We start from the raw sequence: 26,480 nt of genomic DNA on the forward strand, positions 1-26,480 counted from the left end.
AGACAAGAATTGGACGTGTCCATCGAAAACAAAGGACACGGCCGCATCGAATACAAAGCTGATTTAGACTTGGACAAGCGCTAAATCGATAAATACCGGAAAGGTCGTCTGAAAAGAGGTTTCAGACGACCTTTTTGTTTGGTTGGACAAACAGAACCAAACGGTAGAGCAGGGCATTTACTGTGGTTTAGGTCAAAGCCGAATCATGCCGTATCGGTTTATTTGCCACCGCAATATTTTGTTTTACTGTAAAACACGGTAAAATCCGCGCTCAAAACAATATAGTGGATTAACTAAATCAGGACAAGGTGACGAAGCCGCAGACAGTACAGATAGTACGGCAAGGCGAGGCAACGCCGTACTGGTTTAAAGTTAATCCACTATATAAAGCAAAACCATGCCCGAAAGCACCAAAATGCCCGATATGGTTTCGCCTCAAATAAAAAACGCAGATTCATGCACCATTGCAACCCAAACGTCTTACGAAATCATGAAAACACTCTTACTCCTCTCCCTGCTCGCCGTGTCCGCAGCGGAAGCCGCCGACGTGCCGTCCGAGCCTCAAAACCAGCCTGCCCCCGAGTTGCAGGTCAAAACGGCAGAACCTGCCCCCGTCGAAGAAGCAGCGGCCAAGCCTGCTGCCGAAACGTCGTCTGAAAAAGTCGTCAACGTCGATGCCAAAACCCTGCTCGACAATCCCCAATTGCTTTCCCGCGCCATGTATTCCGCCGTTGTTTCGCGTAACATCGCGGGCATCAAAGTCGTCCTGCCGATTTACGAACAATGGCCGGGACACGATAAAAACATGGCGCTCTACGCACGCGGATTGGTTGCCCAAGACGACGGCAAAATGAAAGAAGCCATCGGGTATTACCGTCAATTTATCGCCGAAAACCCCGATGCCCCCGTCGTCCGCTGGCAGCTTGCCACCGCTTTGTTTGAAGACAAGCAAAACGAAGCCGCCGCCGACCAGTTCGACAAACTCAAAACAGAAGCCAACCTGCCCGAGCCGCTCGTCAAAGGCATCGAATCCTACCGCAAAGCATTGCGCGAGCGCGATTCGTGGAAATTCAATGCCGGCTTGAGCGTTACCCGCGAACAAAACATCAACCAAGCCCCCAGCCGCCGCACATACGGCAACTGGACTTTCCCCGAACCCATCGACGCCACCGCCATCAACTACCAACTCGGCGCAGAGAAAAAATGGTCGCTGCCCAAAGGCTGGTACGTTACGGCAGGCGCGGACAATTACGGCAAAATTTATCCCGAACGAACCAAGTATAACGACGTGACCACCCGCTTCTCAGTGGGCGCAGGCTACGCCGACCAGCGCAACGACATCGGCTTGACCCCGTTCCACGAACGCCGCTTCTACGGCAACGACCCGTACACCTACTCCAGCGGTGCGCGCCTGCACATCAACCGCTGGTGGCAGCCTAAGCTGCAAACCTTGAGCGCCGTTGAAATGGGTCGTCTGAAAAACACCCGCCGCGCCAAATCCGACAACAACAGCCGCCTGTTGAGCAATTCCGTCGTCTATTACCGAAACGCCCGCCAATACTGGGTCGGCGGTTTCGACATCTATCAGGAACGCAATAAAGAAGACAAATCGGACAGCTTCGACCGTTACAGCCTCCGTACCGCATGGGGGCAGGAATGGGGCAAAGGGCTGTCCACCATGTTGCGCCTGAGTGCGGCGCAACGCCGTTATCAAACGCCCAGCCTTTTGAGCGGTCAGGAAAACCGCCGCGATAAAGAAGCGGATATTTCGCTCGCCGTGTGGCACCGCGCTTTCCACTTCAAAGGCATCACCCCGCGTCTGACCGTCGCCCACCACAAAACATGGAGCAACGACAAATACTACGAATACGGCAAAACCAGAATGTTTGTCGAATTCAGCAAAACGTTCTGACGGTTTGCTTTGAACGATAAAAAAGGTCGTCTGAAAACCTTGTTTCTAGGTTTTCAGACGACCTTTCGTTTAGCTGGACAGGAAATGCGGATTACAGGCTGTAATACATTTCAAATTCCAACGGATGCGGCGCCATGCGGATGCGGCGTACGTCTTCTTCTTTGAAGGCGATGTAGCTGTCGATCCAGTCTTTGCTGAACACGCCGCCGCGCAGCAGGAATTCGTGGTCGGCTTTGAGGGCGGCGAGGGCTTCTTCTAAAGACGCGCAGACGGTTGGGACGAGTGCGTCTTCTTCCGGCGGCAGGTCGTAGAGGTTTTTATCGGCTGGGTCGCCCGGGTGGATTTTGTTTTGAATGCCGTCCAAACCCGCCATCAGCAGGGCGGCGAACGCCAAGTATGGGTTGGCGGTCGGGTCGGGGAAACGCGCTTCGATGCGGCGTGCCTTGCTGCTGTTCACGGACGGGATGCGGATGGACGCGGAACGGTTTTTGGCAGAGTAGGCGAGTTTGGTCGGTGCTTCGAAGTGCGGTACGAGGCGTTTGTAGGAGTTGGTGGACGGATTGGTAATCGCGTTCAGGGCTTTGGCGTGTTTGATGATGCCGCCGATGTAGTAGAGCGCGGTGTCGCTCAAGCCGGCATAGCCGTCGCCTGCGAACAGGTTTTGACCGTCTTTCCAAATGGATTGGTGGACGTGCATGCCGCTGCCGTTGTCGCCCATGATGGGTTTGGGCATGAAGGTAGCGGTTTTGCCGAAGTTGTGGGCAACGTTTTGGATGACGTATTTCATGTCTTGGGTTTGGTCGGCGCGTTTGACCAAGGTGGCGAAGCGTGTGCCGATTTCCATTTGGCTGCCGGTGCCGACTTCGGCGTGGTGGACTTCGACTTCGATGCCGAGTTCTTCCAAAATGTTCACCATGGCGGAGCGCAGGTCTTGTCCGGCGTCAATCGGGGCGACGGGGGCGTAGCCGCCTTTGACGGCGGGGCGGTGGCCGGTGTTTTGACCGTCCATGTGCAGCCCGCTTGCCCATGCGCCGCTTTCGGACGTGATTTCGTAACGGGTTTTGTGCATATCGGTTTCAAACTCTACGCCGTCGAAGACGAAGAATTCGGGTTCGGGGCCGAAGTAGGCAGTGTCGCCGATGCCGGAGGATTTGAGGTAGGCTTCGGCGCGGCGGGCGATGGAGCGCGGGTCGCGGTCGTAGCCTTGACCGTCGGCGGGGTCGATGACGTCGCAGGTGAGGACGACGGTGGTGTCGTCGTAGAAGGGGTCGATGAAGGCAGTCGCGGGGTCGGGACGCAACTGCATGTCGGATGCCTGAATGCCTTTCCAGCCGCCGATGGACGAGCCGTCAAACGCCTGACCGTTTTCAAACCACTCTTCGGGGTCGTCGAGGACGATGCGGGCGGGGACGGTGAAGTGGTGCTGCTTGCCTTTGGTATCGGTAAAGCGCAAATCTACGAAGCGGGCTTCGCTTTCTTCAATCAGTTTTACTGCGTCTTTGATAGACATTTTCGGCTCCTAAATGGGAAGTAACGGATACGGAATCTCGCGGAAAATCTGCTGCATTTTATCACGCCGAAGGTCGTCTGAAACCGCAAATCCGTTAAATTTCTGACTTGCGGAATATAGTTTCAGACGACCTGATTGTCAACAATCCGATGCGTATTTGGATTTATTGGAAAACAGCGGTATGAGGCGGCAAAGGCGGTTATAATGGGCGGTCTTTGCATTTGTCCTGCCGGATAGGATTTTTATGAACACTATTCCCCGTTATGCCGTTTTCGGCAACCCTGTCGCACACAGCAAATCGCCGCAAATCCATCGGCAGTTTGCCTTGCAGGAAGGCGTTGAAATCGAATATGAACGCATTTGCGCCGATATCGGCGGTTTCGCGCAGGCGGTCGAAGCGTTTTTTGCCGACGGCGGACGCGGGGCGAATGTTACCGTACCGTTCAAGCAGGAAGCGTTTGCCTTGTCGGACGAACATTCCGAACGCGCTTTGGCGGCGGGTGCGGTCAATACGCTGATTTTGCTGGAAAACGGTAAAATACGCGGCGACAATACCGACGGAATCGGACTGACGGACGATATTTCAAAGAGGCTGGGCGTGGAACTGTCGGATAAAACCGTCTTGCTGCTCGGCGCAGGCGGCGCGGTGCGCGGCGTGATTCCCGTATTGAAGGAGTACCGTCCCGTGCGCATCGTCATCGCCAACCGAACCCACGCCAAAGCGGCGGAAATGGCGGCGCATTTCGATATTGAAGCCATACCTTTGGATGAACTGGAAGGCGGCTTCAACATCATCATCAACGGCACATCCGGCGGCTTAAGCGGACAGCTTCCCGCCGTATCGCCCAAAGTCTTTGAACATTGCACCTTGGCTTACGATATGGTTTACGGCGAAGCGGCAGAGCCGTTTTTAGCGTTTGCCCGCCAATCAGGCGCCAAAAAAACCGCCGACGGATTGGGCATGCTGGTCGGACAGGCGGCAGCTTCCTATCGGCTTTGGCGCGGTTTCGCGCCCGATGTCCTGCCCGTCGTCCAATATATGAGAGAGTTATAAAATGTTCCGCATCATCAAATGGCTGATTGCCCTGCCTTTGGGCGCATTTATCTTTTTCAACGCTTATGTGTACGGCAACATCATCACTTACCGCGCCGTCGCGCCGAATAAAACCGCCTTCATGGCGATGCGGATGCGGCAGTTTCAAAGCGAAGGCAAAGATGTCGCGCTCGATTACCGCTGGGTGCCTTACGACCGCATTTCGGTCAACCTGAAAAAAGCCCTGATTGCCTCCGAAGACGCCAAATTCGCCGAACACGGCGGCTTCGACTGGGGTGGCATCCAATACGCCATCAAGCGCAACAAACAAAGCGGCGAAGTCAAAGCAGGCGGCTCAACCATCAGCCAACAGCTTGCCAAAAACCTGTTTCTGAACGAAAGCCGCAGCTATATCCGCAAAGGCGAAGAAGCCGCGATTACCGCAATGATGGAAGCCGTTACCGACAAAGACCGCATTTTCGAGCTGTATCTGAACGCCATCGAATGGCACTACGGCGTATTCGGCGCAGAAGCCGCGTCCCAGTATTTCTATAAAAGACCCGCCGCCAACCTGACCAAACAGCAGGCCGCCAAACTCGCCGCCCGCGTCCCCGCGCCGCTGTTTTACGCCGACAACCCCAAAAGCAAACGCCTGCGCAACAAAACCAACATCATCCTGCGCCGCATGGGTTCGGCGGAGCTGCCCGAAAGCGATATGGATTGAGGTCGTCTGAAAATCAGGTGAAGGGGTTTTCAGACGACCTGTCGGGAGGTTTGAATCAGGAGCGATGGTAGGTCGACTTATATACAAAACAAAGGAATGGAAATGAAACCAATAAAACCCTTATTCTTGTCTTTATTGCTTCTGACTGCCTGCGGAACGCATACGCCGCCTGCCGCGAAATCCGAAGTGTCCCTGCAAAAGCAGGAAGAGCAGCTTTTCGGGGCATGGGACTGCGAATTGAAAGCGCAACGCGATATCCATTCGTTTGCGCCTAAATTTATTGAGTTTCAGCAAAAGGACAAACTGCCGGCGCATTTATGGGCAGGGTATATCGAGATTGAGTGGAAAGAAGAAAACCTGAACGACGCAGTTCCCTTACGTTATCGGGAATGGTACAACGGCTTCTGGCGCATTAAAGACGACAGGCATATCGTCATGACTTTTGAAAGCGCAGGCTCGGAACGTTTGTTTGACGTCAAAGACTTAAAAACCGCCAAAGGCCGCGAAGCGGACCGTTCTTATATGAAATTCAGTGAACAAATGGCCGCCAAGAAAAGTTTTAAATCCACCGATTACCAAATTCTCGATATCAATCAAACTTCCATGAGCATCACCGACGGCGAATCTTTAATCGCCTGCCGCAAGATAGAGAAGGTTGAAAGCGAATAAGCAGGTATCCGATTTTGAGGTCGTCTGAAAACCATGTGACGGGTTTTCAGACGACCTTTGCGCAACTGTAACCTTGTTTGCCGTATCACATATATCGCCTATCTTCCCAGTTTTTAATACTTTTTCCGTCATTCCCGCGCAGGCGGGAGTCCATTTTTGAAATTCAGAAACCTTTTTCAAATCAAGGTTTCTCAAGTTTTACAATGGATTCCCGCCGTAGCCTGTCCTTGCGCAGGCGGGGGCAGGAATGACGACAAGCGGTAAGGTGCGTGTAGAAAATAAAGTAATTTAGCTAAAGTCCATAAGGGCGTTGGCAACGCCTTATCATTGCAATTTTAATCCGCTCCAGAAAACGCCCGTTTCGTCATCTTTACCCCGCCTGCGCGGGAATGACGAAACGGGCGTTTTTGAATGGATTTCTTTCTGCGCCGCTGTCTTCGGCAAAATTTACGCCACGAAATCCAAACCTATGTCCAACGAGCGGCTGCTGTGGGTCAGATAGCCGAGGGCGATGCCGTCTACGCCGGTTTGCGCTACGCGCTTCAGGCGGTCGAAGCCGATGCCGCCCGATGCTTCACAATAGATGGTGTGGGGGTGGGCGGTTTGCGTGTGGCAGCGGTTTGCGGCTTCTTTCAGGGTTTCGTCGTCCATGTTGTCCAGCAAAATCCGTTCCGCGCCCGCCGTGATGGCTTCGTCCAGTTGTGCCAACGTGTCCACTTCAATTTCCACGCAGGTCAATGGTCCGACCGCCTGTTTTGCCTGCCGCACGGCTTGGGCGATGCTGCCGCAATAGGCGAGGTGGTTGTCTTTGATGAGTACGGCGTCGTCCAAACCCATGCGGTGGTTCACGCCGCCGCCCGCCCTGACGGCGTATTTTTGCAGGACGCGCAGCAGGGGGATGGTTTTGCGGCTGCACACGATGTCTGTGCCGTATTCGGCGACTTCGGCAACGGCATGCGCGGTGGCGGTAGCAATACCGCTTAAGTGCGTAAGGTAGTTGAGCGCGGTGCGTTCGGCGGCGAGCAGGGCTCGGGCGTTTCCTTCGACGGCGGCCAGCGTCTGACCTGCGCGGACGGCTTGTCCGTCTTGGATTTCGGCTTGGAAGCGGACGGACGGATCCATCGTCTGAAAGGCGAGGCGTGCCAAGTCCATGCCGGCGATGACGCCGTTTTCGCGGCTGACGAGGAAGAGTTTGGCGGTTTTATCGGGCGCGATGACGGCGGCGGACGTAATGTCGCCGCGCCTGCCCAAGTCTTCGCTCAGGGCTTGTTCGACCATGGGGCGCAACAGGGTGTCGGGCAGGGGGAAGAGGGTGTTTTCAGACGACATGGGGTTTCCTTTGTTGAAAAAGATTGATGTTGCGGTGAGGGCAAAACTTCGTTTGAGGTCGTCTGAAAACGGGCTAACGGCTGCCCAGCGGCAGTCCGATGTCCGAAATCAGCCTGTCGGGCAGGACGTCGTCGCGGAAGCGGTAAAGCTGCGCGGGACGGCCTTTGCTGCCCGATACGCCGGTATCCGACGGCTCGATGAGGTTTTGCTGCTGAATCTGGCGGCGGAAGTTTTGCTTGTGCAGCAATCTGCCGCTGATGGCTTCGACGCTGTTTTGCAGTTGCAGCAGCGTGAATTCGGGCGGCATCAGTTCGAAAATCACGGGGCGGTATTTGATTTTGGCACGCAGGCGGGACAGGGCGGTCGCCAACACGCGGCGGTGGTCGTGGCGCATGGGCTGCCCCGTGAGCGTGAAGTCGAAGTTTGCCTGCGGCTCGGCGGCTTCCGCTATCAGGCCGCTTTCATACAGCATTTCATAGCGTTGCAAAACGTATTCTTCCGACCAGTTTTCCGGTTCGACCCCCCAGCACAAATGAATGCGCTTGAGCCGCTTTTGGCGCACTTCCTCCGTGTCCGCCGAGTTTGCCCAAATGCGCAGGCGGCTGACGATGGCGTCGCGCTGCCCACCGTCGGTGCGCAAGTCTTCCCACGGGAAATAACCGTAGCAGTCCTGCCATTTCGCATCCGGGTGCAGGATGCTGTCGGCTGCCTCGCGCACCAGCCCCAAATAGCTGACGTACAAGACGGGCATGCCGTGTTCGTTGCGGCGGTGGGTATCGACAAAGGTGTAAAGCTGTTCCACATAGCCCATAGGCTGCGAAGTCTGCTTGGCGACCCACAGCTTCACGCCCGCCTGCAGGGAATTGCGTAGGGGGGAGAGCGGGCCGTTGGGCAGGAGCGCGCCTTGGGCGACGGTCAACACCCGCAGGCCGCCGTCGGTAACGGCAATCAATACGGGAACCAGCTCGACGATGCTTTGCGGCGGGGCTTCGGCTTCGGGGTAGGCGTCCATGCTCGGCTTTCTGCGGGTGGGAAAGGCTTTATTGTAAACCAAAGCGGTTTGTCGGAACGAAGCGGGTCGGTTTTGCGGTATCTCAAACCTGTTTTCAGACGACCTTGCATATTATACTCAAGTTGAGCATAATATAAAAACAGTTTGAAAAACAGACGGCAAACCTTCATGCCGCCTCAAAACCAGCTACAAGGAAACATCATGCAAACCGCCGCCCGCCGCTCATTCGACTACGATATGCCCCTCATCCAAACGCCGACTTCCGCCTGCCAAATCCGTCAGGCGTGGGCGAAGGTTGCCGACACGCCCGACCGCGAGACGGCAGGTCGTCTGAAAGACGAAATCAAGGCTTTGCTGAAGGAGAAAAACGCGGTCTTGGTGGCGCATTATTACGTTGATCCGCTGATTCAGGATTTGGCTTTGGAAACGGGCGGATGCGTGGGCGATTCGCTGGAAATGGCGCGCTTCGGCGCGGAACACGAAGCCGGTACACTGGTGGTGGCGGGTGTGCGCTTCATGGGCGAGAGCGCGAAAATCCTCTGCCCTGAAAAAACGGTGCTGATGCCTGATTTGGAAGCGGAATGTTCTTTGGATTTGGGTTGCCCGGAAGAGGCGTTTTCAGCGTTTTGCGACCAACACCCCGACCGTACGGTGGTGGTGTACGCCAACACTTCCGCCGCCGTGAAAGCGCGTGCCGATTGGGTGGTCACGTCTTCGGTGGCGTTGGAAATCGTGTCGTATTTGAAATCGCGCGGTGAAAAGCTGATTTGGGGACCCGACCGCCACCTCGGCGACTACATCCGCCGCGAAACGGGTGCGGACATGCTGCTGTGGCAGGGTTCGTGCATCGTTCATAACGAATTCAAAGGGCAGGAATTGGCGGCGTTGAAGGCGGAACACCCCGACGCAGTGGTGCTGGTTCATCCCGAATCGCCGCAAAGCGTCATCGAACTGGGCGACGTGGTCGGCTCGACCAGCAAACTGCTGAAGGCCGCCGTATCGCGCCCTGAAAAAAAATTCATCGTGGCAACCGACTTGGGCATCCTGCACGAAATGCAGAAACAGGCGCCCGACAAAGAATTTATCGCCGCCCCGACAGCGGGCAACGGCGGAAGCTGCAAAAGCTGCGCGTTCTGTCCGTGGATGGCGATGAATTCGCTGGGCGGCATTAAACACGCCCTGACAAGCGGACACAACGAAATCCTGTTGGACAGAAAGCTGGGCGAAGCCGCCAAACTGCCTTTGCAGCGTATGCTCGACTTCGCGGCAGGGCTGAAGAAAAAAGATGTGTTCAACGGTATGGGCCCCGCCTGATTTGCCGTCCATATTGCCGTTTCAGACGACCTCTCAAACAAGGACAACACCATGCAAACCGATTGCGACGTATTGATTGCCGGAAACGGGCTGGCGGCGCTGACGCTCGCCCTGTCGCTGCCTGAATCGTTCCGCACCGTCATTTTGTGCAAAAACCGGCTGGACGACACCGCCAGCCGCCATGCGCAAGGCGGGATTGCAGCGGCGTGGTCGGGAGAGGACGACATCGAAAAACACGTTGCCGATACTTTGGAAGCGGGCGCAGGTTTGTGCAACGAAGCCGCCGTCCGCACCATCCTGTCGCAGGGCAAACCGGCAATCGAATGGCTGCTGGCGCAGGGCGTGGCGTTCGACCAAAATCATAACGGCCTGCACCTGACGCGCGAAGGCGGGCATACCTGCCGCCGAATCGCCCACGTCGCCGACTACACGGGCGAAGCCGTCATGCAGAGCCTGATTGCCCAAATACGCCGCCGCCCGAACATCCGCGTTTGTGAGCGGCAGATGGCGTTGGACGTCCAAACCGAATTAGGCGCAGCGTGCGGACTGACCGTCCTCGACCGCCGAACGCAAGAAACCTACCGCATCCGCGCCCGCCATACCGTACTCGCAGGCGGCGGCTTGGGACAGATTTACGCCGCCACCACCACGCCGCCCGAATGCACGGGTGACGCCATCGCCATGGCGATACGCGCAGGCTGCGCAGTCGAAAACCTCGAATTTATCCAATTCCACCCCACGGGCTTGGCAAGGTCGTCTGAAAACGGCCGCACCTTCCTGATTTCCGAAGCCGTGCGCGGCGAAGGCGGCATCCTGACCAACCAAGCGGGCGAACGGTTTATGCCGCATTACGACCGCCGCGCCGAACTCGCACCGCGCGACATCGTTGCCCGCGCCATCGCCGCCGAAATCGCCAAACAAACGCAAGATTTCGTCTCGCTCGACATCAGCCATCAACCGGCAGCGTTTGTCCGTCAGCATTTCCCGTCCATTCATCGGCACTGCCTGTCCCAATGCGGCTTGGACATCACGCGCCAAGCCATCCCCGTCCGCCCCGTGCAACACTACACCTGCGGCGGTATCCAAACCGACCCCAGCGGCAGAACCTCCCTGCCGCAGCTCTACGCCTTAGGCGAAACCGCCTGCACCGGCTTGCACGGAGCCAACCGCCTCGCCAGCAACTCCCTGCTCGAATGCGTCGTTACCGCCAGGCTTGCCGCCCAAGCCATCGCGGAAGGACAAGCATTCCAAGCCGTACCGTCCAAAAGGTCGTCTGAAAACCCCACCGCCGAAGCAGGCATCTTTTCAGACGACCTCCAAAACACATTCAGCCACCCCGTCCTGCAAGCCTTCAACCAACGCCATCTGGGCATCCTCCGCAACGATACCGGCCTGCGCCGCGCCATCGCCCAACTGCGGCTTTGGAAGCAAAACCAAGCCGAGCCGCACACCGCGTCCGAATACGAAAACCGCAACCTGATCGAATGCAGCCTCGCCGTCGCCCAAGCCGCATACGCAAGGCGGCAAAACATTGGCGCGCATTTCAATACCGACTTGACAGAGCGTGTCGAGTGGAAAAAACAGGCGGCAGGCTGATGATGGATGCCTCCGTATAAAAGATAAAAGGTCGTCTGAAAACTGATTTTCAGACGACCTTTGGCTGATTTGAAGCGATGTGCGCCGTTAGATGGACAGACCTTCTAATGCTCAACTGCCCCACATTTTCAAGACACGTTGCGCGGCGGTTTGTCCGTTGGGAAGTGCCGTCGTTTGCAGTTCGTGCAATTTGTCGCGTGCGGCTTGGTAGTTGTGTTTGCCGATAAGTTCTATGGCGCGTTCCTGCACATACATATCCTCGTCATCGAGATAGGGCAGCAGCCATTGGGCGATTTCGTCTTTAGCGATGAGATTAAACCAAGCGAAATGCAGGCACTGGCGGATTTCGTCATCGTCGCTTTCCTCTGCCGCCTGCCGAAGCTGTTGCATGGCGGCTTGACGTGCGGCTGCATCCAGCGGCGGTATGGGATTGGGAAATTGGTAGGCACACTTATCATGCAGCAGTTCGTAGCCGTCTTGTGCTTCGGGGTAAGCTGAAATGGCGGCAAGGAAGTCAGGGATGGTAGCAAAACTGGGTACCAGGTCGGGGTCATCGTGTTGAAAGTGTCCGACCATGCCGAGTAGCGGCCCGGTAAGGTACACAAACCATTCGTTGCTTTCTTCGTCCTGTAAAATAGGTGCAACCGGTAAAGCCTGCCAACATTCGTCAAAATAATCTTTGCTGTTTTGCCAATCCGTATCGTCGTGATGAAAGCAAAAACCATCTTTGGGGGTAAAGTGCTGCAAGGCAGTGATGTGTCCGGCGGGGATTTGGTGCTGTTGCAGACAGGAAATTAGCGTGGCTGGGGGATATTGGGACATGAGATGCTCCTTTTATGTTTTAATTTTGGATTTGTTTTGAGGTCGTCTGAAAAGGTTTCAGACGACCTTTTTCATTAAACCCTTACCAACTCCATCATCCTCTCAAATGAATACAATGCTGATTTTCTTCCGCTTGCTTCTTCTTTTAATGTCAAGATACCTTTTTCCAATAATGCTTTGGTGAAACGGTTTGCAGTTGCAGGCGGGATGTTGGTCAGTTCTGATAATCGGCTGTTTCGGAAAACGGGATAAGTAAAAACAAAATCTAGCACGGCAAGTGAATGTTTGGAGGAGAGTGTTTGGGTAAAAATGAACTTCATTTCTTCATAAAGTGCATGAATGCTTTGGGCAATTTCAAGGTTATGCGCTGCTTGCCAATTTGAGAAGCTTGGCGCATCAATTCTGTGTGGCGTTCTTTGTGTTCCTCAAAATATTCGCTGATATAAAAAAGTATTGTCGCCCATTTGTGATAGACAAACAATTTTGTCAATCAAATTCAGCAAAAAATGATTCATAAAGAGTTTGGTATTCATTTGTGAATAACAAACTCTTTATGAATCAGAATAAGCAGAAAGTGATTAATAAGCCTTTTGCTCATCCCATCTATTTCCCCTCTAAATATCATCCGTGCAAGCAACAATCGGTGCAATCGGTTAAAATGGGTCGTCTGAAATTTGTTTGACCGAATTGAGAAAACCATGTCCCAACAATACGTCTATTCCATGCTGCGCGTGAGCAAGGTTGTGCCGCCGCAGAAAACCATCATTAAAGATATTTCCCTTTCCTTCTTCCCCGGCGCGAAAATCGGCCTGCTCGGTTTGAACGGCGCGGGCAAATCCACCGTGCTGCGGATTATGGCGGGCGTGGATAAGGAATTTGAGGGCGAAGCCGTGCCGATGGGTGGCATCAAAATCGGCTATCTGCCGCAAGAGCCGGAGCTTGATCCTGAGAAAACCGTGCGCGAGGAAGTGGAAAGCGGTTTGGGCGAAGTAGCCGCCGCGCAGAAACGTTTGGAAGAAGTGTATGCCGAGTACGCCAATCCCGATGCGGATTTTGACGCGCTGGCGGAAGAGCAGGGCCGCTTGGAAGCGATTATTGCAGCGGGTTCGTCCACGGGCGGTGGTGCGGAACACGAATTGGAAATCGCCGCCGATGCGCTGCGCCTGCCGGAATGGGATGCCAAAATCGGCAATCTGTCCGGCGGTGAAAAACGCCGCGTCGCCTTGTGCAAACTCTTGTTGAGCAAGCCCGACATGCTGCTGCTGGACGAGCCGACCAACCACTTGGATGCGGAATCGGTCGAATGGCTGGAGCAATTCCTCGTGCGCTTCCCCGGCACGGTGGTCGCGGTAACGCACGACCGCTACTTCTTGGACAACGCTGCCGAATGGATTTTGGAACTCGACCGCGGACACGGCATTCCGTGGAAAGGCAATTACTCGTCTTGGCTGGAGCAGAAAGAAAAACGCTTGGAAAACGAGGCAAAATCCGAAGCAGCGCGCGTGAAGGCGATGAAGCAGGAATTGGAATGGGTGCGCCAAAATGCCAAAGGCCGCCAAGCCAAGTCCAAAGCGCGTCTGGCGCGTTTTGAGGAAATGAGCAACTACGAATACCAAAAACGCAATGAAACGCAGGAAATCTTCATTCCCGTCGCCGAGCGTTTGGGTAATGAAGTGATTGAATTTGTGAACGTTTCCAAATCGTTTGGCGACAAAGTGCTGATTGACGATTTGAGCTTCAAAGTGCCCGCGGGCGCGATTGTCGGCATCATCGGTCCGAACGGCGCGGGTAAATCGACGCTGTTCAAAATGATTGCGGGCAAAGAGCAGCCCGATTCAGGTGAAGTGAAAATCGGGCAAACCGTGAAAATGAGCCTGATTGACCAAAGCCGCGAAGGTTTGCAAAACGACAAAACCGTGTTCGACAACATCGCCGAAGGCCGCGACATTTTGCAGGTCGGACAGTTTGAAATCCCCGCACGCCAATATTTGGGTCGTTTCAATTTCAAAGGCAGCGACCAAAGCAAAATCGCGGGGCAGCTTTCCGGCGGCGAACGCGGACGTTTGCACTTGGCAAAAACTTTGTTGAGCGGCGGCAATGTGTTGCTGCTGGACGAACCGTCCAACGACCTCGACGTGGAAACCCTGCGCGCGCTGGAAGATGCATTGCTGGAATTTGCCGGTAGCGTGATGGTCATTTCGCACGACCGCTGGTTCCTCGACCGCATCGCCACGCATATTCTGGCGTGCGAAGGCGATTCGAAATGGGTGTTCTTCGACGGAAACTATCAGGAATACGAAGCCGATAAAAAACGCCGACTCGGCGAAGAAGGCGCGAAACCGAAACGGATTAAATATAAGCCGGTAACGCGTTGATAGGAAAATAACAAAACGTCGTCTGAAAACTTGAAAAAGGGTTTTCAGACGACGTTTTTGTTAAGCAGGGATTGTTCGGGCGTTGTTTGTCTAACGGGTTGATTCATAATATATAACGCCTGCTGAGGCAGAGAATAGGTCGTCTGAAAACGTGTGGTGCTTGTTTTCAGACGACCTTTTGTGTACGGTCCGTTATTTTTGTTTACGCAGTTGCGGGTGGTTTTTCAGATTGTCCAAGAGGATGTCAATCATGCGCGGTGCGGTTTGGGCAAGGTCGAAACTTTTGTCGGACGAGAGCCAACGCCAAATCAGACCGTCCAGCATCGATTTGATGAAGATGACCGCCATGTCGGTATCCAAATCTTCGGATAAGGCATGTTGGGCAATGGATTTGGTCAGGACTTCGGTAATTTTCTCGCGCCAAATCGATTGATGTTTATCCGCAATGTCGATGACGGCGGCGTTCTGCTCGGTGTGTTCGCATTTTAAAAACAGGATGCTGTGGAATTTATAGTGGATGTCGTTGGTTTGCAGGCGCGTGAAAAAGTGCATCAAGGTGCGGCGGAAAAGCGACCATTCTTGTTCATCGCTATCAGCCGCGTCCTGATGCATACAGTTTTCGATGTCGTCGCAAATGCGCTGGAAGAGGGCGTCGAACAAGTCTTCTTTGTTTTTGAAATGCCAGTACAACGCGCCGCGCGTCACGCCGGCGGCTTGGGCGATTTCGTTGAGCGAAGTGCGCGCGATGCCTTTTTGGTAGAAGGTTTCCAGCGCGGCGAGCATGAGATGTTCTTTGGTTTTAAGGGCTTCGGTTTTGGTTTTCCGCATGATACCTATTTCAATTGGGTGGAATATTGGGAATTATAAAAAATACTTTGTATCCATGCAAGCATGTATGTATAATGGCACCCGTAATTGAGATTGGCTCTCAAGTATAAAATAATTTTTCAGACGACCTGCTCTGGATATTGAGGCAGGTTATTGTTGTTTCGGAACCAAAAATCGGCTCTGATGACAAAGTATATGGTAAAACCTCATAACAATTATACAGATAGGAAAAGTAATGGCTTCTTATGCTTCTAAGGTGATGCGCATGGCGGCAATCGCCGCCGCTACTGCGTTGGCTCTTTCAGCGTGTAACAAAGGCTCCGATGCGACGCAAGGTGCAAAAGATGGAAAAGGGCAGCAGGCAGCTGCGCAAAAAGAAGCTCCGCCCCCTGTGGTCGGTGTCGTTACCGTCCATCCTGAAACCGTCGCGCTGACGACCGAGCTGCCGGGCCGTCTGGAGTCGCTGCGTACCGCGGAAGTCCGCGCCCAAGTGGGCGGCATCATCCAAAAACGCCTGTTCCAAGAGGGCAGCTATGTCCGCGCTGGACAGCCGCTTTATCAAATCGATAGTTCCACCTATCAAGCTGATCTGGAAAGCTCGCGCGCCCAATTGGCAGGCGCGCAGGCGACCCTTGCCAAAGCCAATGCCGACTTGGCGCGTTACAAGCCGCTGGTTGCCGCCGATGCCATCAGTAAACAGGATTACGATGCGGCGGTAACGGCGAAACGTTCTGCCGAAGCAAGCGTCAAAGCGGCTCAGGCGGCGATTAAATCTGCCGGTATCAATCTGAACAGGGCGCGCATTACCGCGCCGATTTCAGGTTTCATCGGTCAGTCTAAAGTATCCGAAGGTACGCTGCTGAACGCGGGTGATACGACCGTACTGGCGACCATCCGCCAAACCAATCCTATGTATGTGAACATCACTCAATCCGCGACCGAAGTGATGAAGCTGCGCCAACAGGTTGCCGAGGGCAAATTGTCGAGCGTGGACGGCGCGATTGAAGTGGGCATCAAGTTCGACAACGGTGAAGTTTATCCGCACAAAGGCCGTTTGCTGTTCTCCGATCCGTCTGTGAACGAAACAACCGGACAAATCACGCTGCGCGCGTCAGTGCCGAACGACAAAAACATTTTGATGTCAGGTCTTTATGTGCGCGTCCTGATGGAACAAGTGGCTGCCGACAACGCTTTTGTCGTACCGCAGCAGGCAGTAACGCGCGGTACGAAAGATACCGTGATGATTGTGAACGCCAAAGGCGAAATGGAGCCGCGCGAGGTAACGGTTGCCCAGCAGCAGGGAACCAACTGGGTGATCACTGCGGGTCTGAAAGACGGCGACAAAGTCATTGTTGACGGCATCGCCATTGCATCCATGAGTGGCGGGAAAAAGGTTACGCCTAAAGAATGGACACCTCCCGAAAAGGCTGCCGCATCTGCTGCCGGAGCCGCACCCAAAGCTGCTTCCGAAGCGAAAAAAGACGTTCAGCCGACCTCTGAAGCCAAACCGGCATCCGCAGCTAAATAAGGAAGGCATCAATGGCTAAGTTTTTTATCGACCGCCCCATCTTTGCATGGGTCATTGCGATTTTTATTATCGCATTGGGTGTTATCGGCATTAGGAGTTTGCCGGTTTCCCAATATCCGTCCGTTGCCGCGCCAACCATTACTTTGCGCGCTACTTATCCGGGCGCTTCTGCCCAAGTAATGGAAGACAGCGTGCTGGCCGTTATCGAACGCAATATGAACGGTGTGGAAGGTTTGGACTACATGAGCACTTCCGCCGACTCCAGCGGCAGTGGCAGCGTAAGTTTGACGTTTACGCCTGAAACCGACGAAGATTTGGCGCAGGTAGAGGTACAGAACAAACTCTCCGAAGTATTGAATACCCTGCCGGCTACCGTGCAACAGTACGGCGTTACCGTATCCAAAGCGCGATCCAACTTCCTGATGATTGTGATGCTTTCGTCAGACGTACAGTCCACCGAGGAAATGAACGACTACGCACAGCGCAACATCATTCCTGAACTGCAGCGTATCGACGGGGTAGGGCAGGTGCAATTGTTTGGTGCGCAGCGCGCCATGCGTATTTGGGTTGATCCGAAAAAACTGCAAAACTACAACCTGTCTTTTGCTACGGTGACCAATGCACTTGCAACACAAAACATCCAAATCTCGGCAGGATCTATCGGCTCTTTACCGGCCGTTGAAGGTCAGACCATTTCGGCGACCGTTACTGCGGAAGGACAATTAAAAACGGCTGAAGAGTTCGGCAACATCATTTTGGTATCCAATACCGACGGCTCGAATGTCTATCTGAAAGATGTGGCAAAAGTCAGCTTGGGTATGGAAGACTATTCCTCTTCCACCCGTCTGAACGGTGTGAACACCACCGGTATGGCGGTGATGTTGTCCAACAGCGGTAATGCTATGGCAACCGCCACTGCCGTAAAGGAAAAAATGGAGGTTTTGAAAAAATACTTCCCGCAGGGCATGAGCTGGAAAACGCCTTACGACACTTCAAAATTCGTTAAGATTTCGATTGAGAAAGTGTTGAGTACGCTTGGAGAGGCTGTTTTACTGGTGTTTGTAGTGATGTTCCTCTTCCTGCAAAACATCCGCTATACGCTGATTCCGACCATTGTCGTGCCGATTTCGCTGTTGGGCGGTTTTGCCTTCATCTCTTATATGGGCATGTCGATTAACGTATTGACCATGTTTGCGATGGTGTTGGTGATCGGTATCGTGGTCGACGATGCGATTGTGGTCGTTGAAAACGTCGAGCGTATTATGGCGACGGAAGGTTTGCCGCCTAAAGCCGCGACCAAAAAAGCGATGGGTCAGATTTCCGGCGCGGTGGTCGGTATTACCGCCGTCCTGATTTCCGTATTTGTGCCTTTGGCGATGTTCAGCGGTGCGACTGGCAATATTTACAAACAGTTTGCTTTAACCATGGCGGCATCGATTGCATTCTCAGCATTACTCGCACTGACGCTGACGCCGGCATTGTGCGCCACCATGCTCAAGCCGATTCCGAAAGGGCACCATCAAGAGAAGAAGGGGCTTTTCGGTTGGTTTAATAAAAAATTCGACAATTGGACGAATGGCTACGAGGGCTGGGTTGTCAAAGTGCTGCGTAAGACGTTCAGTATGATGATTGTCTATATCGGTCTGGCAGCCGCAGGCGTATTCCTGTTTATGCGCTTGCCGACCTCCTTCTTGCCGACTGAAGACCAAGGCTTCATCATGGTCAGCGTACAACTGCCTGCGGGTGCGACCAAAGAGCGTACCGATGCGACAATGGCGCAAGTTACCCAGTTGGCGAAAAGCATTCCTGAAATTAAAGACATCATTACCGTTTCCGGCTTCAGTTTCTCAGGCAGCGGTCAGAATATGGCAATGGGTTTTGCCATGCTTAAAGACTGGGAAGAGCGTAAAACGCCGGGCAGCGATGCAACCTCTGTCGCCAATAAGTTGAACGGTACGATGATGAGTACACTCAAAGACGGGGTCGGTTTTGCCCTTACGCCTCCTCCGATTATGGAATTGGGTAACGGCTCAGGGCTGACCATCAACCTGCAAGACCGCAACAATACCGGTCATGCCGCATTGCTGGCGAAACGCAACGAATTGATCGGCAAAATGCGCGAAAGCGGCCTGTTTGACCCGAGCACCGTCCGTGCCAGCGGTCTGGAAGATGCGCCGCAATTGAAAATCGACATAGACCGCGCTGCCGCTGCCGCACAAGGCATTTCGTTCTCAGACATCCGCACGACCCTGGCTTCCTCTTTGGGTTCGTCTTATGTCAACGACTTCCCGAACCAGGGTCGTCTGCAACGCGTGATGGTGCAGGCTGATGCTTCTGCTCGTATGCAGCCGTCCGACATCCTGAACTTGACTGTGCCCAACAGCTCAGGTGTCGCTGTCCCGCTTTCTACCATTGCTACTGTTTCTTGGGAAAACGGTACGGAACAAAGCGTACGGTTTAACGGCTATCCCGCTATGGAACTTTCCGGCTCTCCGGCTACCGGTGTTTCATCCGGTCAGGCAATGGCTGCGGTTCAGAAAATGGTGGACGAAATGGGCGGCGGTTACAGCCTAGAATGGGGCGGCCAGTCGCGCGAAGAAGCCAAAGGCGGTTCGCAAACCTTGATTTTGTACGGCTTGGCGATTGCTTCTGTATTCTTGGTACTTGCCGCACTTTATGAAAGTTGGTCTATCCCGCTGGCGGTTATCCTCGTGATTCCGTTGGGCTTGGTCGGTGCGGCATTGGGTGTTACCGGACGCAATATTTTTGAAGCGTTGTTGGACAGCGTTCCATCGTTTAGTAACGATATTTACTTCCAAGTCGGCTTTGTAACCGTAATGGGCTTGAGTGCGAAAAACGCGATTCTGATTATCGAGTTTGCCAAAGACCTGCAAGCACAGGGCAAAAGCGCACTGGAAGCCGCGCTGGAAGCTGCACGCCTGCGTTTCCGTCCGATTATCATGACTTCGTTTGCCTTCATTTTGGGCGTGGTTCCGCTGTATGTCGCCAGCGGTGCCAGCTCTGCCAGCCGGCGTGCCATCGGTACGACTGTGTTCTGGGGTATGTTGATCGGTACGATTTTGTCCGTGTTCCTTGTGCCTTTGTTCTATGTGGTTGTGCGTAAATTCTTTAAGGAAAGCGCGCACGAACATGAAATGGCCGTGAAACACGCTGCCGAAGCAGGCATGATTTCCCACGAAGATCAAAATACGGACAACAAGCACTAGCAAAAAGGTCGTCTGAAACCCGAAATACGGTTTCAGACAACCCCAAGGAATCCTTATGAACAAAATGACATTCAAAACGGTATTGAGTACCGTCGCCGCAGCCGTCGCGCTGTCCGCCTGTACCATGATCCCGAAATACGAACAACCGCAGGTCGAAGTTGCCGAAACCTTCAAATACGATACCTTTGACGACGGCATCCGCGCCGCCGACTTGGGCTGGCAGGACTTCTTTGCCGACCCGCGCCTGCACCGCCTTATCGACATCGCGTTGGAACGCAATACCGACCTGCGCACCGCCGCGCTGAACGCCGAAATCTACCGCAAACAATACATGATTGCCCGAAACGACCTGCTGCCGAGCATAAACGCCAGCGGTACCGGTACGCGGACAGGCAGCTTGAGCGGCGGCGTTACCCGCAGCGAATACAGTGTCGGTTTGGGTGTGGCAGCTTATGAGCTTGACCTTTTCGGACGCGTCCGCAGCAACAGCCAAGCCGCATTGCAAGGTTATTTCAGCGTAGCCGCCAACCGCGATGCCGCCCACCTTGCTCTGATTGCCGCCGTTGCTAAAGCCCATTTCAACGAACTGTACGCCCAAGAATCGATGGCATTGGCGCAGCGCGTCCTCAAAACCCGCGAAGCCACCTACAAACTTTCCCAAATGCGCCACAAAGCAGGCGTGATTTCCGCCGTCGATTTGCGTCAACAGGAAGCCCTGATTGAATCCGCCAAAGCCGATTACGCGAACGCCGTCAAAAACCGCGAACAAGCCCGCAATGCCTTGGCAACCCTGATTAACCAACCCCTGCCGGAAGACCTGCCTGCCGCGCTGCCTTTGAGCAAACAGTTCAAAATCACCCGACTGCCTGCCGGCTTGAGTTCCGAAGTCCTGCTGAACCGTCCCGACATCCGCGCCGCAGAACACTCGCTCAAACAAGCCAATGCCAACATCGGCGCAGCGCGCGCCGCCTTCTTCCCCACCATCAGCCTGACCGGTTCGGTCGGCACCGCGTCCGGCGAGTTGAGCGGCCTCTTCAAAAGCGGTACGGGCATCTGGTCGTTCGCACCTTCCATTACCCTGCCGATTTTCAACTGGGGCACCAACAAAGCGAATCTCGACGTAGCCAAGCTGCGTAAAGAGGCGCAAATCGTCGCTTACGAAGCCGCCGTCCAAGCCGCCTTCCAAGACGTATCCAACGCCTTGGTCGCACGCGAGCAACTCGACAAGAGCTACGCCGCGCTAAACAAACAAAGCCGCGCTTACAACGACTCCCTGCGCCTTATCAATTTGCGCTACAAACACGGCGTATCCAACGCCCTCGACCTGCTTGACGCAGAACGCAGCAGCTATGGTGCAGAAACCGCGTTGCTTGCCAACCAGCTCACCCGCCTCGAAAACCTCGCCGACCTCTATAAAGCACTCGGCGGCGGTTTGAAACGCGAAACCGTTAGCCAACCTGCCACGCAGCAGTAAGACTGCTTGAAATAAACGGCATCAAAAACGTCGTCTGAAAACCGGATATCAGGTTTCAGACGACGTTTTATATCAGGATTTGATTTTTAGATGTTTAACTGGGGTCGTCTGAAATTGGAGATTTCCATTTCAGACGACCTTTTCAGTCACGGATGGAAGGGTGTTATCAGGGAGGGAGCGGTATTCCGTCAGCAGCTTCTTGCGATTTCCAGTTTGATGGGGGGCTGTGTCGTTCTCCATACAAAACAAACACAAAACCCGCTGTTGAGATAGCGGGTTTTGTGTTTTTCGGTTTTGAGTATCTGATATAAATGGGAACGGTATTTCTCGTATATGCGCACTCCGAAGGTAATGAGACAAAAAGAAGAGGGGATAATCTGTCGTTTAATGGCTCGGAGCGGACGGCTTCCGAGTGGTTTTGATTATACGCTAATAAAAATAATTATCAATACAAAATTGATAAGAAATCGTAAATTTAATATAATTAATTGAAAAATAATAAGATTTAATGGTTATTGCTAACAGAGTTGGAAAGAAATAGAAGAGGATAAACCGGTATCGGTCTGAAGTATTGCGATAAGAAAGTGAAGCCTATCAGACAGATGGGGTATTAGGGCGGGGCTAGACCGTGCTGTTTTGATTAAACGTTGATTGACTTTGAATGATTCAAACTCAAAGGGTCGTCTGAAAACGGATTTCAGACGACCCTTTTGCTATGTGGCAAACACGCTTGGAGGATTTGCGCAGAGAGACCTTAAACTTTGGTTTCTTCAGCTTGCTGTGCTTCTTGAGCGGCTTGTTCCGCCTTAATCGCTTCCAATGCGGCGAATTGTTCGGCGACACCTTGTTCGATTTTCGACAGGCCGGCGGATTTTGCTTCGTGGTAGGCTTCTTCTAAGGCATAGCTGAAGCCGATATCATCTGTGCCGCCGTGGCTTTTGATGACGATACCGCGTAGGCCGAGCAGGATGGCGCCGTTGAATTTGCGGGGATCCAGTTTGCTTTTCAAGCCTTTCAGGGCGGGGAGGGCTGCGATCGCGGCCATTTTGTTGAACAGGTTGCGTTGGAATTCCTGACGGATGGCTCCGCTCATGAATTTGACCGCGCCTTCGATGGTTTTGAGCATGATGTTGCCGACAAAGCCGTCTGCGACAATCACGTCGGCTTCGCCGTACAGGACGCCGTTGCTTTCGATGTTGCCGATGAAATTCAGTTTGCTGCTTTTGAGCAGTTTGAAGGTTTGTTTGACGGTGTCCGTGCCCTTGATGTCTTCGGTGCCGACGTTAAGCAGACCGACACGCGGGCTGCCTTTTTGTGGGTAGAGGGCTTGGAAGAGTTCGTTGCCGATGATGGCGAACTGTACGAGCTGCTCGGGCGTGCAGTCAACGTTTGCGCCCAAATCGAGGGCGAGGGTCAGGTGTTCGCTGTCGGATGGCAGGAATTTGGCGATGGCGGGGCGGTCGATGCCGGGAATGGTTTTGAGGACGAAGCGGGCGGTCGCCATGAGCGCGCCGGTGTTGCCGGCAGATACGGCGGCTTGCGCGTTGCCTTCTTTGACTTGGTTGATGGCAATGCGCATGGAGGAGTCTTTTTTATTTTTCAGGGCAAGCTGAGGGGCTTCGTCCATGCCGACGACTTCGGAGGCGTGGAGCACGGTAATGCGCTCCATCGGTGCGTTGGCTGCGGAGAGGGCTTGGCGGACGGCGGATTCGTCGCCGACCATAATGAGGTGTACGTCTTGCTGCTGTTTCAAAAAGGCAAGGGCACCGGGGACGGTAACTGCGAGACCTGAGTCGCCGCCCATGGCATCTACGGCCAATGTAATCATGTTGTTCTCCGGTTTGTGCTGTGAAACGGAAGAGGGGCGGTGTCGGCTGCCTCTGTGGGTTTGTTCGGCTTCACAGTCGGTTTCAGACGACCTTTTTGCGATACGCGGTACGGGGTCGTCTGAAAAGGGGTGTATGTGTGGTCGGGGGCTTCGGATTGAAGGGTTGCGTTCCACATTCTAATGCGTTTTATGAAGATACGCTGAAAAGAGGCAAAATCTCGTTTTGTCGGTGTTCTACGGATTTTGCTTTTGCCGTTTCGGGAGAAGGCGGGCTTCTCCGTCGCGGGTTTATTTTTTGCCTTCGGCGGCAAGGCGGTTGTGCTCGTCGATGTCGAGCGCGTCCCAAGGGTAGTTGATCCACCAGTCTTCTACGGTCAGGCCGCTAAAGTAGGGGATGCCTTCAGGGATTTTGCCGACTTTGGCTTTGATTTTTTCGTGCAGGACGGCAACGCCGATGGTGCCGAAATCTTCTTTTTGCAACTCGGTCAGGCAGAATTCCATGGTCACGCGGCTGTCGTCGACTTCATCGACGACGAGCACATTCTTGCCTTTCAACGCGTCGGGCACGGGGTCGAGCCATTGGACTTTTTTGACTTCTTCCGTTACCTGTCCTTCGTTGTCGCTGTCGTAATAGGCGGTGGTTACGGCGTAAATCGGGATTTCCAGAAAGCAGCGCAGCATACGGGCGGGGATGAAGCCGCCGCCGCCGATGGCGATCATGGCATCGTATTTGACGCCGGAGTTTTGGATTTTTTCCGCCAACGCTTTGATCACGCGGTGGATGTCGTCGTAGGTGTACCAGATTTTCTGTTTCATGGCGATTCCCGATTTAATGGGGTGTATCAGTTTGAACTGCAGGGATTTTGTGCCGCATTTTGAAGCATGGGCAGGCATGGAGTCAGGCAGTTCGGATGTAATGTAAAAAAGCCAGCATTGCATGGCAATATTCTGGCTTTTTCAGTCAGTCGAATAAGATTATTCGCCTTTGGCTTTCACTACTTTACGGCCGCGGTACATACCGTTGGGGGAAATGTGGTGCGGGCGGTGTACTTCGCCGGTTACGCTGTCAACAGACAGAGAAGGCGCGGTCAAAGCGTCGTGAGAGCGGTGCATACCGCGTTTGGAAGGGGATTTTTTGTTTTGTTGAACGGCCATTTCAAGCTCCTAGATAAATAAAACTGTGTCCTGATTAACTGCTTTTCAAACCTGCTAAAACAGCAAAAGGGTTGGGTTTGTCCTGATTGACTTGTTCCAGCGCGGCATTGTCGCAGTTTTCGTGGCGCGGGGAGAAGGGGAGCGACATTAGGATTTGGTCTTCCACCAACCCGCGTACGTCGAGTTCTTTCTCAATCGGCATGCCTTCCAACTCTTCGTCGGCAAGCATTGCTTCATCCAAGTCCTCTTCGTTGGCGAACAAAACAATACGGCTGGTTTCGTCGAGCGTAAACGGCATGGGGCGGATACATCGTTGGCAAATCAGCGGCATATCGGCTTTGACGTTCAAATCGAGAAACAAACGCTGCAGTCGGTCGCGTCCGCCGCTCAGCGTAAACGACACTTTGGTCTGTTTGTTGGCCGGATAATCGTGCGAACGGACTCGTTCGTCCAATTCCTCAAGCAGGAAGCTGCCTTGCAGGGTCTGCTTTTCGGAGGCGAAAACTTCTGGGTCAATCAAATTAGGGTCTGACATAAACGGGGTATGATATAATTTCGACAGTCTAACGTCAATATTTTTAAGCAAAATATGAGTGCAAAACTGCCTTTGATATTGGGTTCGGGTTCGGTGTTCCGCCGCGCGCAGCTCGAACGTTTGGGCATTGATTTTCAAACTGCCGCGCCTGATTTCGACGAAACGCCCGCTGCGGGTGAAAACGCGGCGGATACTGCCTTGCGTTTGGCGGAAGGGAAGGCGCGTTCGCTGGCGGGTCGATTTCCTGCAGCGTTGGTGATCGGCGCGGACCAAGTGGCGTGGTGCAATGACCGCCAGTTGGGCAAACCGATGAACGTCGCAAATGCACAACAAATGCTCAGGGGTTTGAGCGGCAGAAAGATTGAATTTTACAGCGCAATCGTGCTTTTGAATACTGCCTCGGGACGCATTCAGCGCCATGTCGATAACACGTCGGTCGTGATGCGCGCGCTGACAGACGGGCAGATTGAGCGTTATCTGGCGCGCGAACCGGACGCGGTTTACTGCGCGGGTGCGGCGAAGAGCGAGGGCTTGGGCGCGGCGTTGTTGGAGCGCATAGACAGCAGTGACCCGAACGCGCTTATCGGTTTGCCCATCTTTAAGCTGGTCGAGTTTTTAAAAAACGAAGGCGTAGAAATCATTTAGGTCGTCTGAAAACAGTTGTCTGACGGTTTCAGACGACCTTCCGTATAGGAAACCCATCATGTCCCCGATTCTTTACCTGATTCCCACCCCTTTGGGCGCGCCCGATACGCCCTGCCTGCTGCCGCACGAACAGGCGCAGATTACCGGCTTGACCGATTTCGTCGTCGAAGCCGAGAAAACCGCCCGCGCCCATTTGAAACATTTGGGCATCACGACCCCCATCCGCGAGCTGAACCTGCAAACCCTCAACGAACACACCGACTTGAAAACTCTGCCCGAACTTCTGAAACCTTTGCAGGAAGGGCGCAGCATGGGCATTCTCAGCGAAGCGGGTTGTCCTGCGGTTGCCGATCCCGGTGCGAATTTGGTGGCATTGGCGCACCGACACGGCTATGAAGTCCGTCCGCTGGTCGGCCCGTCCAGCCTGTTGCTCGCGTTGATGGCGTCAGGGGCGAACGGGCAGAACTTCGCGTTCAAAGGCTATCTACCGTCCGAGAAAAGCGAGCGTATTGCCGCTTTGAAGAGCTTGGAACAGCGTTCGCGCCAGCAAAACGAAACCCAGCTTTTCATCGAAACGCCTTACCGCAACGACGCGTTGCTCGCCGACGCGCTGGAAACGCTGCATCCCGAAACCCGCCTCTGTACCGCAACCGACCTGACTTTGCCGACGCAGGAAATCATCAGCCAAACCGTTGCCGCTTGGCGGAAATCAAAAACGCTGCCGAATTTGAAAAAACGCCCGACGATATTTGTGTTGCACGCGGGTTAGGGAAGTAGGGGCGGGCGGTTGGATGAATTAGAGCCCGCCATACTGGAAAAGGTCGTCTGAAACCTTCCAGATAAGGTTTTCAGACGACCTTTGCTTTATAGTGGATTAAATTTAAATCAGGACAAGGCGACGAAGCCGCAGACAGTACAGATAGTACGGCAAAGCGAGGCAATGCCGTACTGGTTTAAAGTTAAT

23 protein-coding genes are annotated in these 26,480 nt (G+C 53.9%); 12 read left to right on the top strand and 11 right to left on the bottom strand.

Annotated features, from left to right (window positions below; genetic code table 11):
- Positions 1-490: 490 nt before the first annotated feature.
- A complete protein-coding gene (locus HMPREF1051_RS03770) occupies positions 491-1,912 on the top strand; it encodes a surface lipoprotein assembly modifier (RefSeq protein ID WP_196794308.1) in 1,422 nt (473 codons plus the stop codon).
- Between the two features lie 91 nt (positions 1,913-2,003).
- Here the strand turns inward: HMPREF1051_RS03770 and glnA are convergent, their stop codons facing one another.
- Positions 2,004-3,422, bottom strand: coding sequence for a type I glutamate--ammonia ligase (gene glnA, locus HMPREF1051_RS03775; protein WP_003764627.1), 1,419 nt, complete (start codon positions 3,420-3,422; stop codon positions 2,004-2,006).
- 244 nt (positions 3,423-3,666) lie between these two features.
- Between glnA and aroE the strand changes: the two genes are divergently transcribed.
- The 3 genes from aroE to HMPREF1051_RS03790 all read left to right on the top strand — a co-directional run bounded on the left by aroE (position 3,667) and on the right by HMPREF1051_RS03790 (position 5,848).
- Entirely contained in the window at positions 3,667-4,476 is an 810-nt protein-coding gene (gene aroE, locus HMPREF1051_RS03780) for a shikimate dehydrogenase (RefSeq protein WP_003764649.1), read from the top strand.
- Between the two features lies 1 nt (position 4,477).
- Positions 4,478-5,179: a monofunctional biosynthetic peptidoglycan transglycosylase gene (gene mtgA / locus HMPREF1051_RS03785; RefSeq protein WP_003756572.1), complete on the top strand. Its 702-nt coding sequence runs from the start codon at positions 4,478-4,480 to the stop codon at positions 5,177-5,179.
- Between the two features lie 102 nt (positions 5,180-5,281).
- The gene (locus HMPREF1051_RS03790; RefSeq protein WP_003764626.1) at positions 5,282-5,848 is read left to right on the top strand and encodes a hypothetical protein; all 567 of its coding nucleotides are present in this window, start codon (positions 5,282-5,284) and stop codon (positions 5,846-5,848) included.
- Between the two features lie 447 nt (positions 5,849-6,295).
- On the opposite strand, the gene nadC is transcribed toward HMPREF1051_RS03790, so the two are convergent.
- A complete protein-coding gene (gene nadC, locus HMPREF1051_RS03795; protein WP_003764632.1) occupies positions 6,296-7,177 on the bottom strand; it encodes a carboxylating nicotinate-nucleotide diphosphorylase in 882 nt (293 codons plus the stop codon).
- A gap of 73 nt (positions 7,178-7,250) precedes the next feature.
- A complete protein-coding gene (locus HMPREF1051_RS03800) occupies positions 7,251-8,189 on the bottom strand; it encodes an NUDIX hydrolase (protein WP_003764643.1) in 939 nt (312 codons plus the stop codon).
- 201 nt (positions 8,190-8,390) lie between these two features.
- On the opposite strand from HMPREF1051_RS03800, the gene nadA reads away from it, so the two are divergent.
- Positions 8,391-9,503, top strand: coding sequence for a quinolinate synthase NadA (gene nadA / locus HMPREF1051_RS03805; RefSeq protein WP_003764644.1), 1,113 nt, complete (start codon positions 8,391-8,393; stop codon positions 9,501-9,503).
- 51 nt (positions 9,504-9,554) lie between these two features.
- Positions 9,555-11,099, top strand: a complete 1,545-nt coding sequence (nadB, locus tag HMPREF1051_RS03810) for an L-aspartate oxidase (protein ID WP_003764646.1) — start codon at positions 9,555-9,557, stop codon at positions 11,097-11,099.
- A gap of 111 nt (positions 11,100-11,210) precedes the next feature.
- On the opposite strand, the gene HMPREF1051_RS03815 is transcribed toward nadB, so the two are convergent.
- Both HMPREF1051_RS03815 and HMPREF1051_RS13025 read right to left on the bottom strand, forming a co-directional pair.
- Entirely contained in the window at positions 11,211-11,921 is a 711-nt protein-coding gene (locus tag HMPREF1051_RS03815; RefSeq protein WP_003764645.1) for a HEAT repeat domain-containing protein, read from the bottom strand.
- Positions 11,922-11,995: 74 nt separating this feature from the next.
- A complete protein-coding gene (locus HMPREF1051_RS13025) occupies positions 11,996-12,241 on the bottom strand; it encodes a hypothetical protein (RefSeq protein ID WP_003764628.1) in 246 nt (81 codons plus the stop codon).
- 378 nt (positions 12,242-12,619) lie between these two features.
- Here HMPREF1051_RS13025 and ettA point away from each other — a divergent pair, with 378 nt between their 5' ends.
- Entirely contained in the window at positions 12,620-14,296 is a 1,677-nt protein-coding gene (gene ettA, locus HMPREF1051_RS03820; RefSeq protein WP_003756559.1) for an energy-dependent translational throttle protein EttA, read from the top strand.
- A gap of 192 nt (positions 14,297-14,488) precedes the next feature.
- Here the strand turns inward: ettA and HMPREF1051_RS03825 are convergent, their stop codons facing one another.
- Complete coding sequence (locus tag HMPREF1051_RS03825) at positions 14,489-15,124, bottom strand: TetR family transcriptional regulator (protein WP_003764635.1); 636 nt, start codon at positions 15,122-15,124, stop codon at positions 14,489-14,491.
- A 235-nt stretch (positions 15,125-15,359) separates the two neighbouring features.
- Between HMPREF1051_RS03825 and HMPREF1051_RS03830 the strand changes: the two genes are divergently transcribed.
- The 3 genes from HMPREF1051_RS03830 to HMPREF1051_RS03840 are packed head-to-tail and all read left to right on the top strand — an operon-like array spanning position 15,360 to position 21,353.
- Complete coding sequence (locus tag HMPREF1051_RS03830) at positions 15,360-16,652, top strand: efflux RND transporter periplasmic adaptor subunit (protein ID WP_003764648.1); 1,293 nt, start codon at positions 15,360-15,362, stop codon at positions 16,650-16,652.
- An 11-nt stretch (positions 16,653-16,663) separates the two neighbouring features.
- On the top strand, positions 16,664-19,879 hold the full coding sequence (locus HMPREF1051_RS03835) for an efflux RND transporter permease subunit (protein WP_003764634.1): 3,216 nt from the start codon (positions 16,664-16,666) through the stop codon (positions 19,877-19,879).
- Between the two features lie 55 nt (positions 19,880-19,934).
- Positions 19,935-21,353 (top strand): efflux transporter outer membrane subunit, encoded by a 1,419-nt coding sequence (locus HMPREF1051_RS03840; RefSeq protein ID WP_003764647.1) that lies wholly within the window; start codon positions 19,935-19,937, stop codon positions 21,351-21,353.
- A gap of 754 nt (positions 21,354-22,107) precedes the next feature.
- On the opposite strand, the gene plsX is transcribed toward HMPREF1051_RS03840, so the two are convergent.
- From plsX to HMPREF1051_RS03865, 5 genes are all read right to left on the bottom strand, one after another.
- Complete coding sequence (gene plsX, locus HMPREF1051_RS03850; protein WP_003764630.1) at positions 22,108-23,181, bottom strand: phosphate acyltransferase PlsX; 1,074 nt, start codon at positions 23,179-23,181, stop codon at positions 22,108-22,110.
- Positions 23,178-23,357, bottom strand: a complete 180-nt coding sequence (locus tag HMPREF1051_RS13030) for a hypothetical protein (protein WP_003764650.1) — start codon at positions 23,355-23,357, stop codon at positions 23,178-23,180. The genes plsX and HMPREF1051_RS13030 overlap by 4 nt, the downstream gene beginning before the upstream one ends.
- Before the next feature lie 112 nt (positions 23,358-23,469).
- Positions 23,470-23,997, bottom strand: a complete 528-nt coding sequence (locus HMPREF1051_RS03855) for a phosphoribosyltransferase (protein ID WP_029609809.1) — start codon at positions 23,995-23,997, stop codon at positions 23,470-23,472.
- A 159-nt stretch (positions 23,998-24,156) separates the two neighbouring features.
- The gene (gene rpmF / locus HMPREF1051_RS03860) at positions 24,157-24,336 is read right to left on the bottom strand and encodes a 50S ribosomal protein L32 (RefSeq protein WP_003744026.1); all 180 of its coding nucleotides are present in this window, start codon (positions 24,334-24,336) and stop codon (positions 24,157-24,159) included.
- A 34-nt stretch (positions 24,337-24,370) separates the two neighbouring features.
- Complete coding sequence (locus HMPREF1051_RS03865) at positions 24,371-24,871, bottom strand: YceD family protein (RefSeq protein ID WP_003764629.1); 501 nt, start codon at positions 24,869-24,871, stop codon at positions 24,371-24,373.
- Positions 24,872-24,925: 54 nt separating this feature from the next.
- Here HMPREF1051_RS03865 and HMPREF1051_RS03870 point away from each other — a divergent pair, with 54 nt between their 5' ends.
- Positions 24,926-25,516, top strand: coding sequence for a Maf family protein (locus HMPREF1051_RS03870; protein WP_003764642.1), 591 nt, complete (start codon positions 24,926-24,928; stop codon positions 25,514-25,516).
- A 58-nt stretch (positions 25,517-25,574) separates the two neighbouring features.
- Positions 25,575-26,285 carry an SAM-dependent methyltransferase gene (locus HMPREF1051_RS03875; protein WP_003764633.1) on the top strand — a complete coding sequence of 237 codons (711 nt, stop codon included), beginning with the start codon at positions 25,575-25,577 and terminating at the stop codon, positions 26,283-26,285.
- Positions 26,286-26,480: the final 195 nt, after the last annotated feature.

It is taken from the genome of Neisseria sicca VK64 (assembly GCF_000260655.1).
In the GTDB taxonomy this organism is placed as follows: domain Bacteria; phylum Pseudomonadota; class Gammaproteobacteria; order Burkholderiales; family Neisseriaceae; genus Neisseria; species Neisseria sicca_B.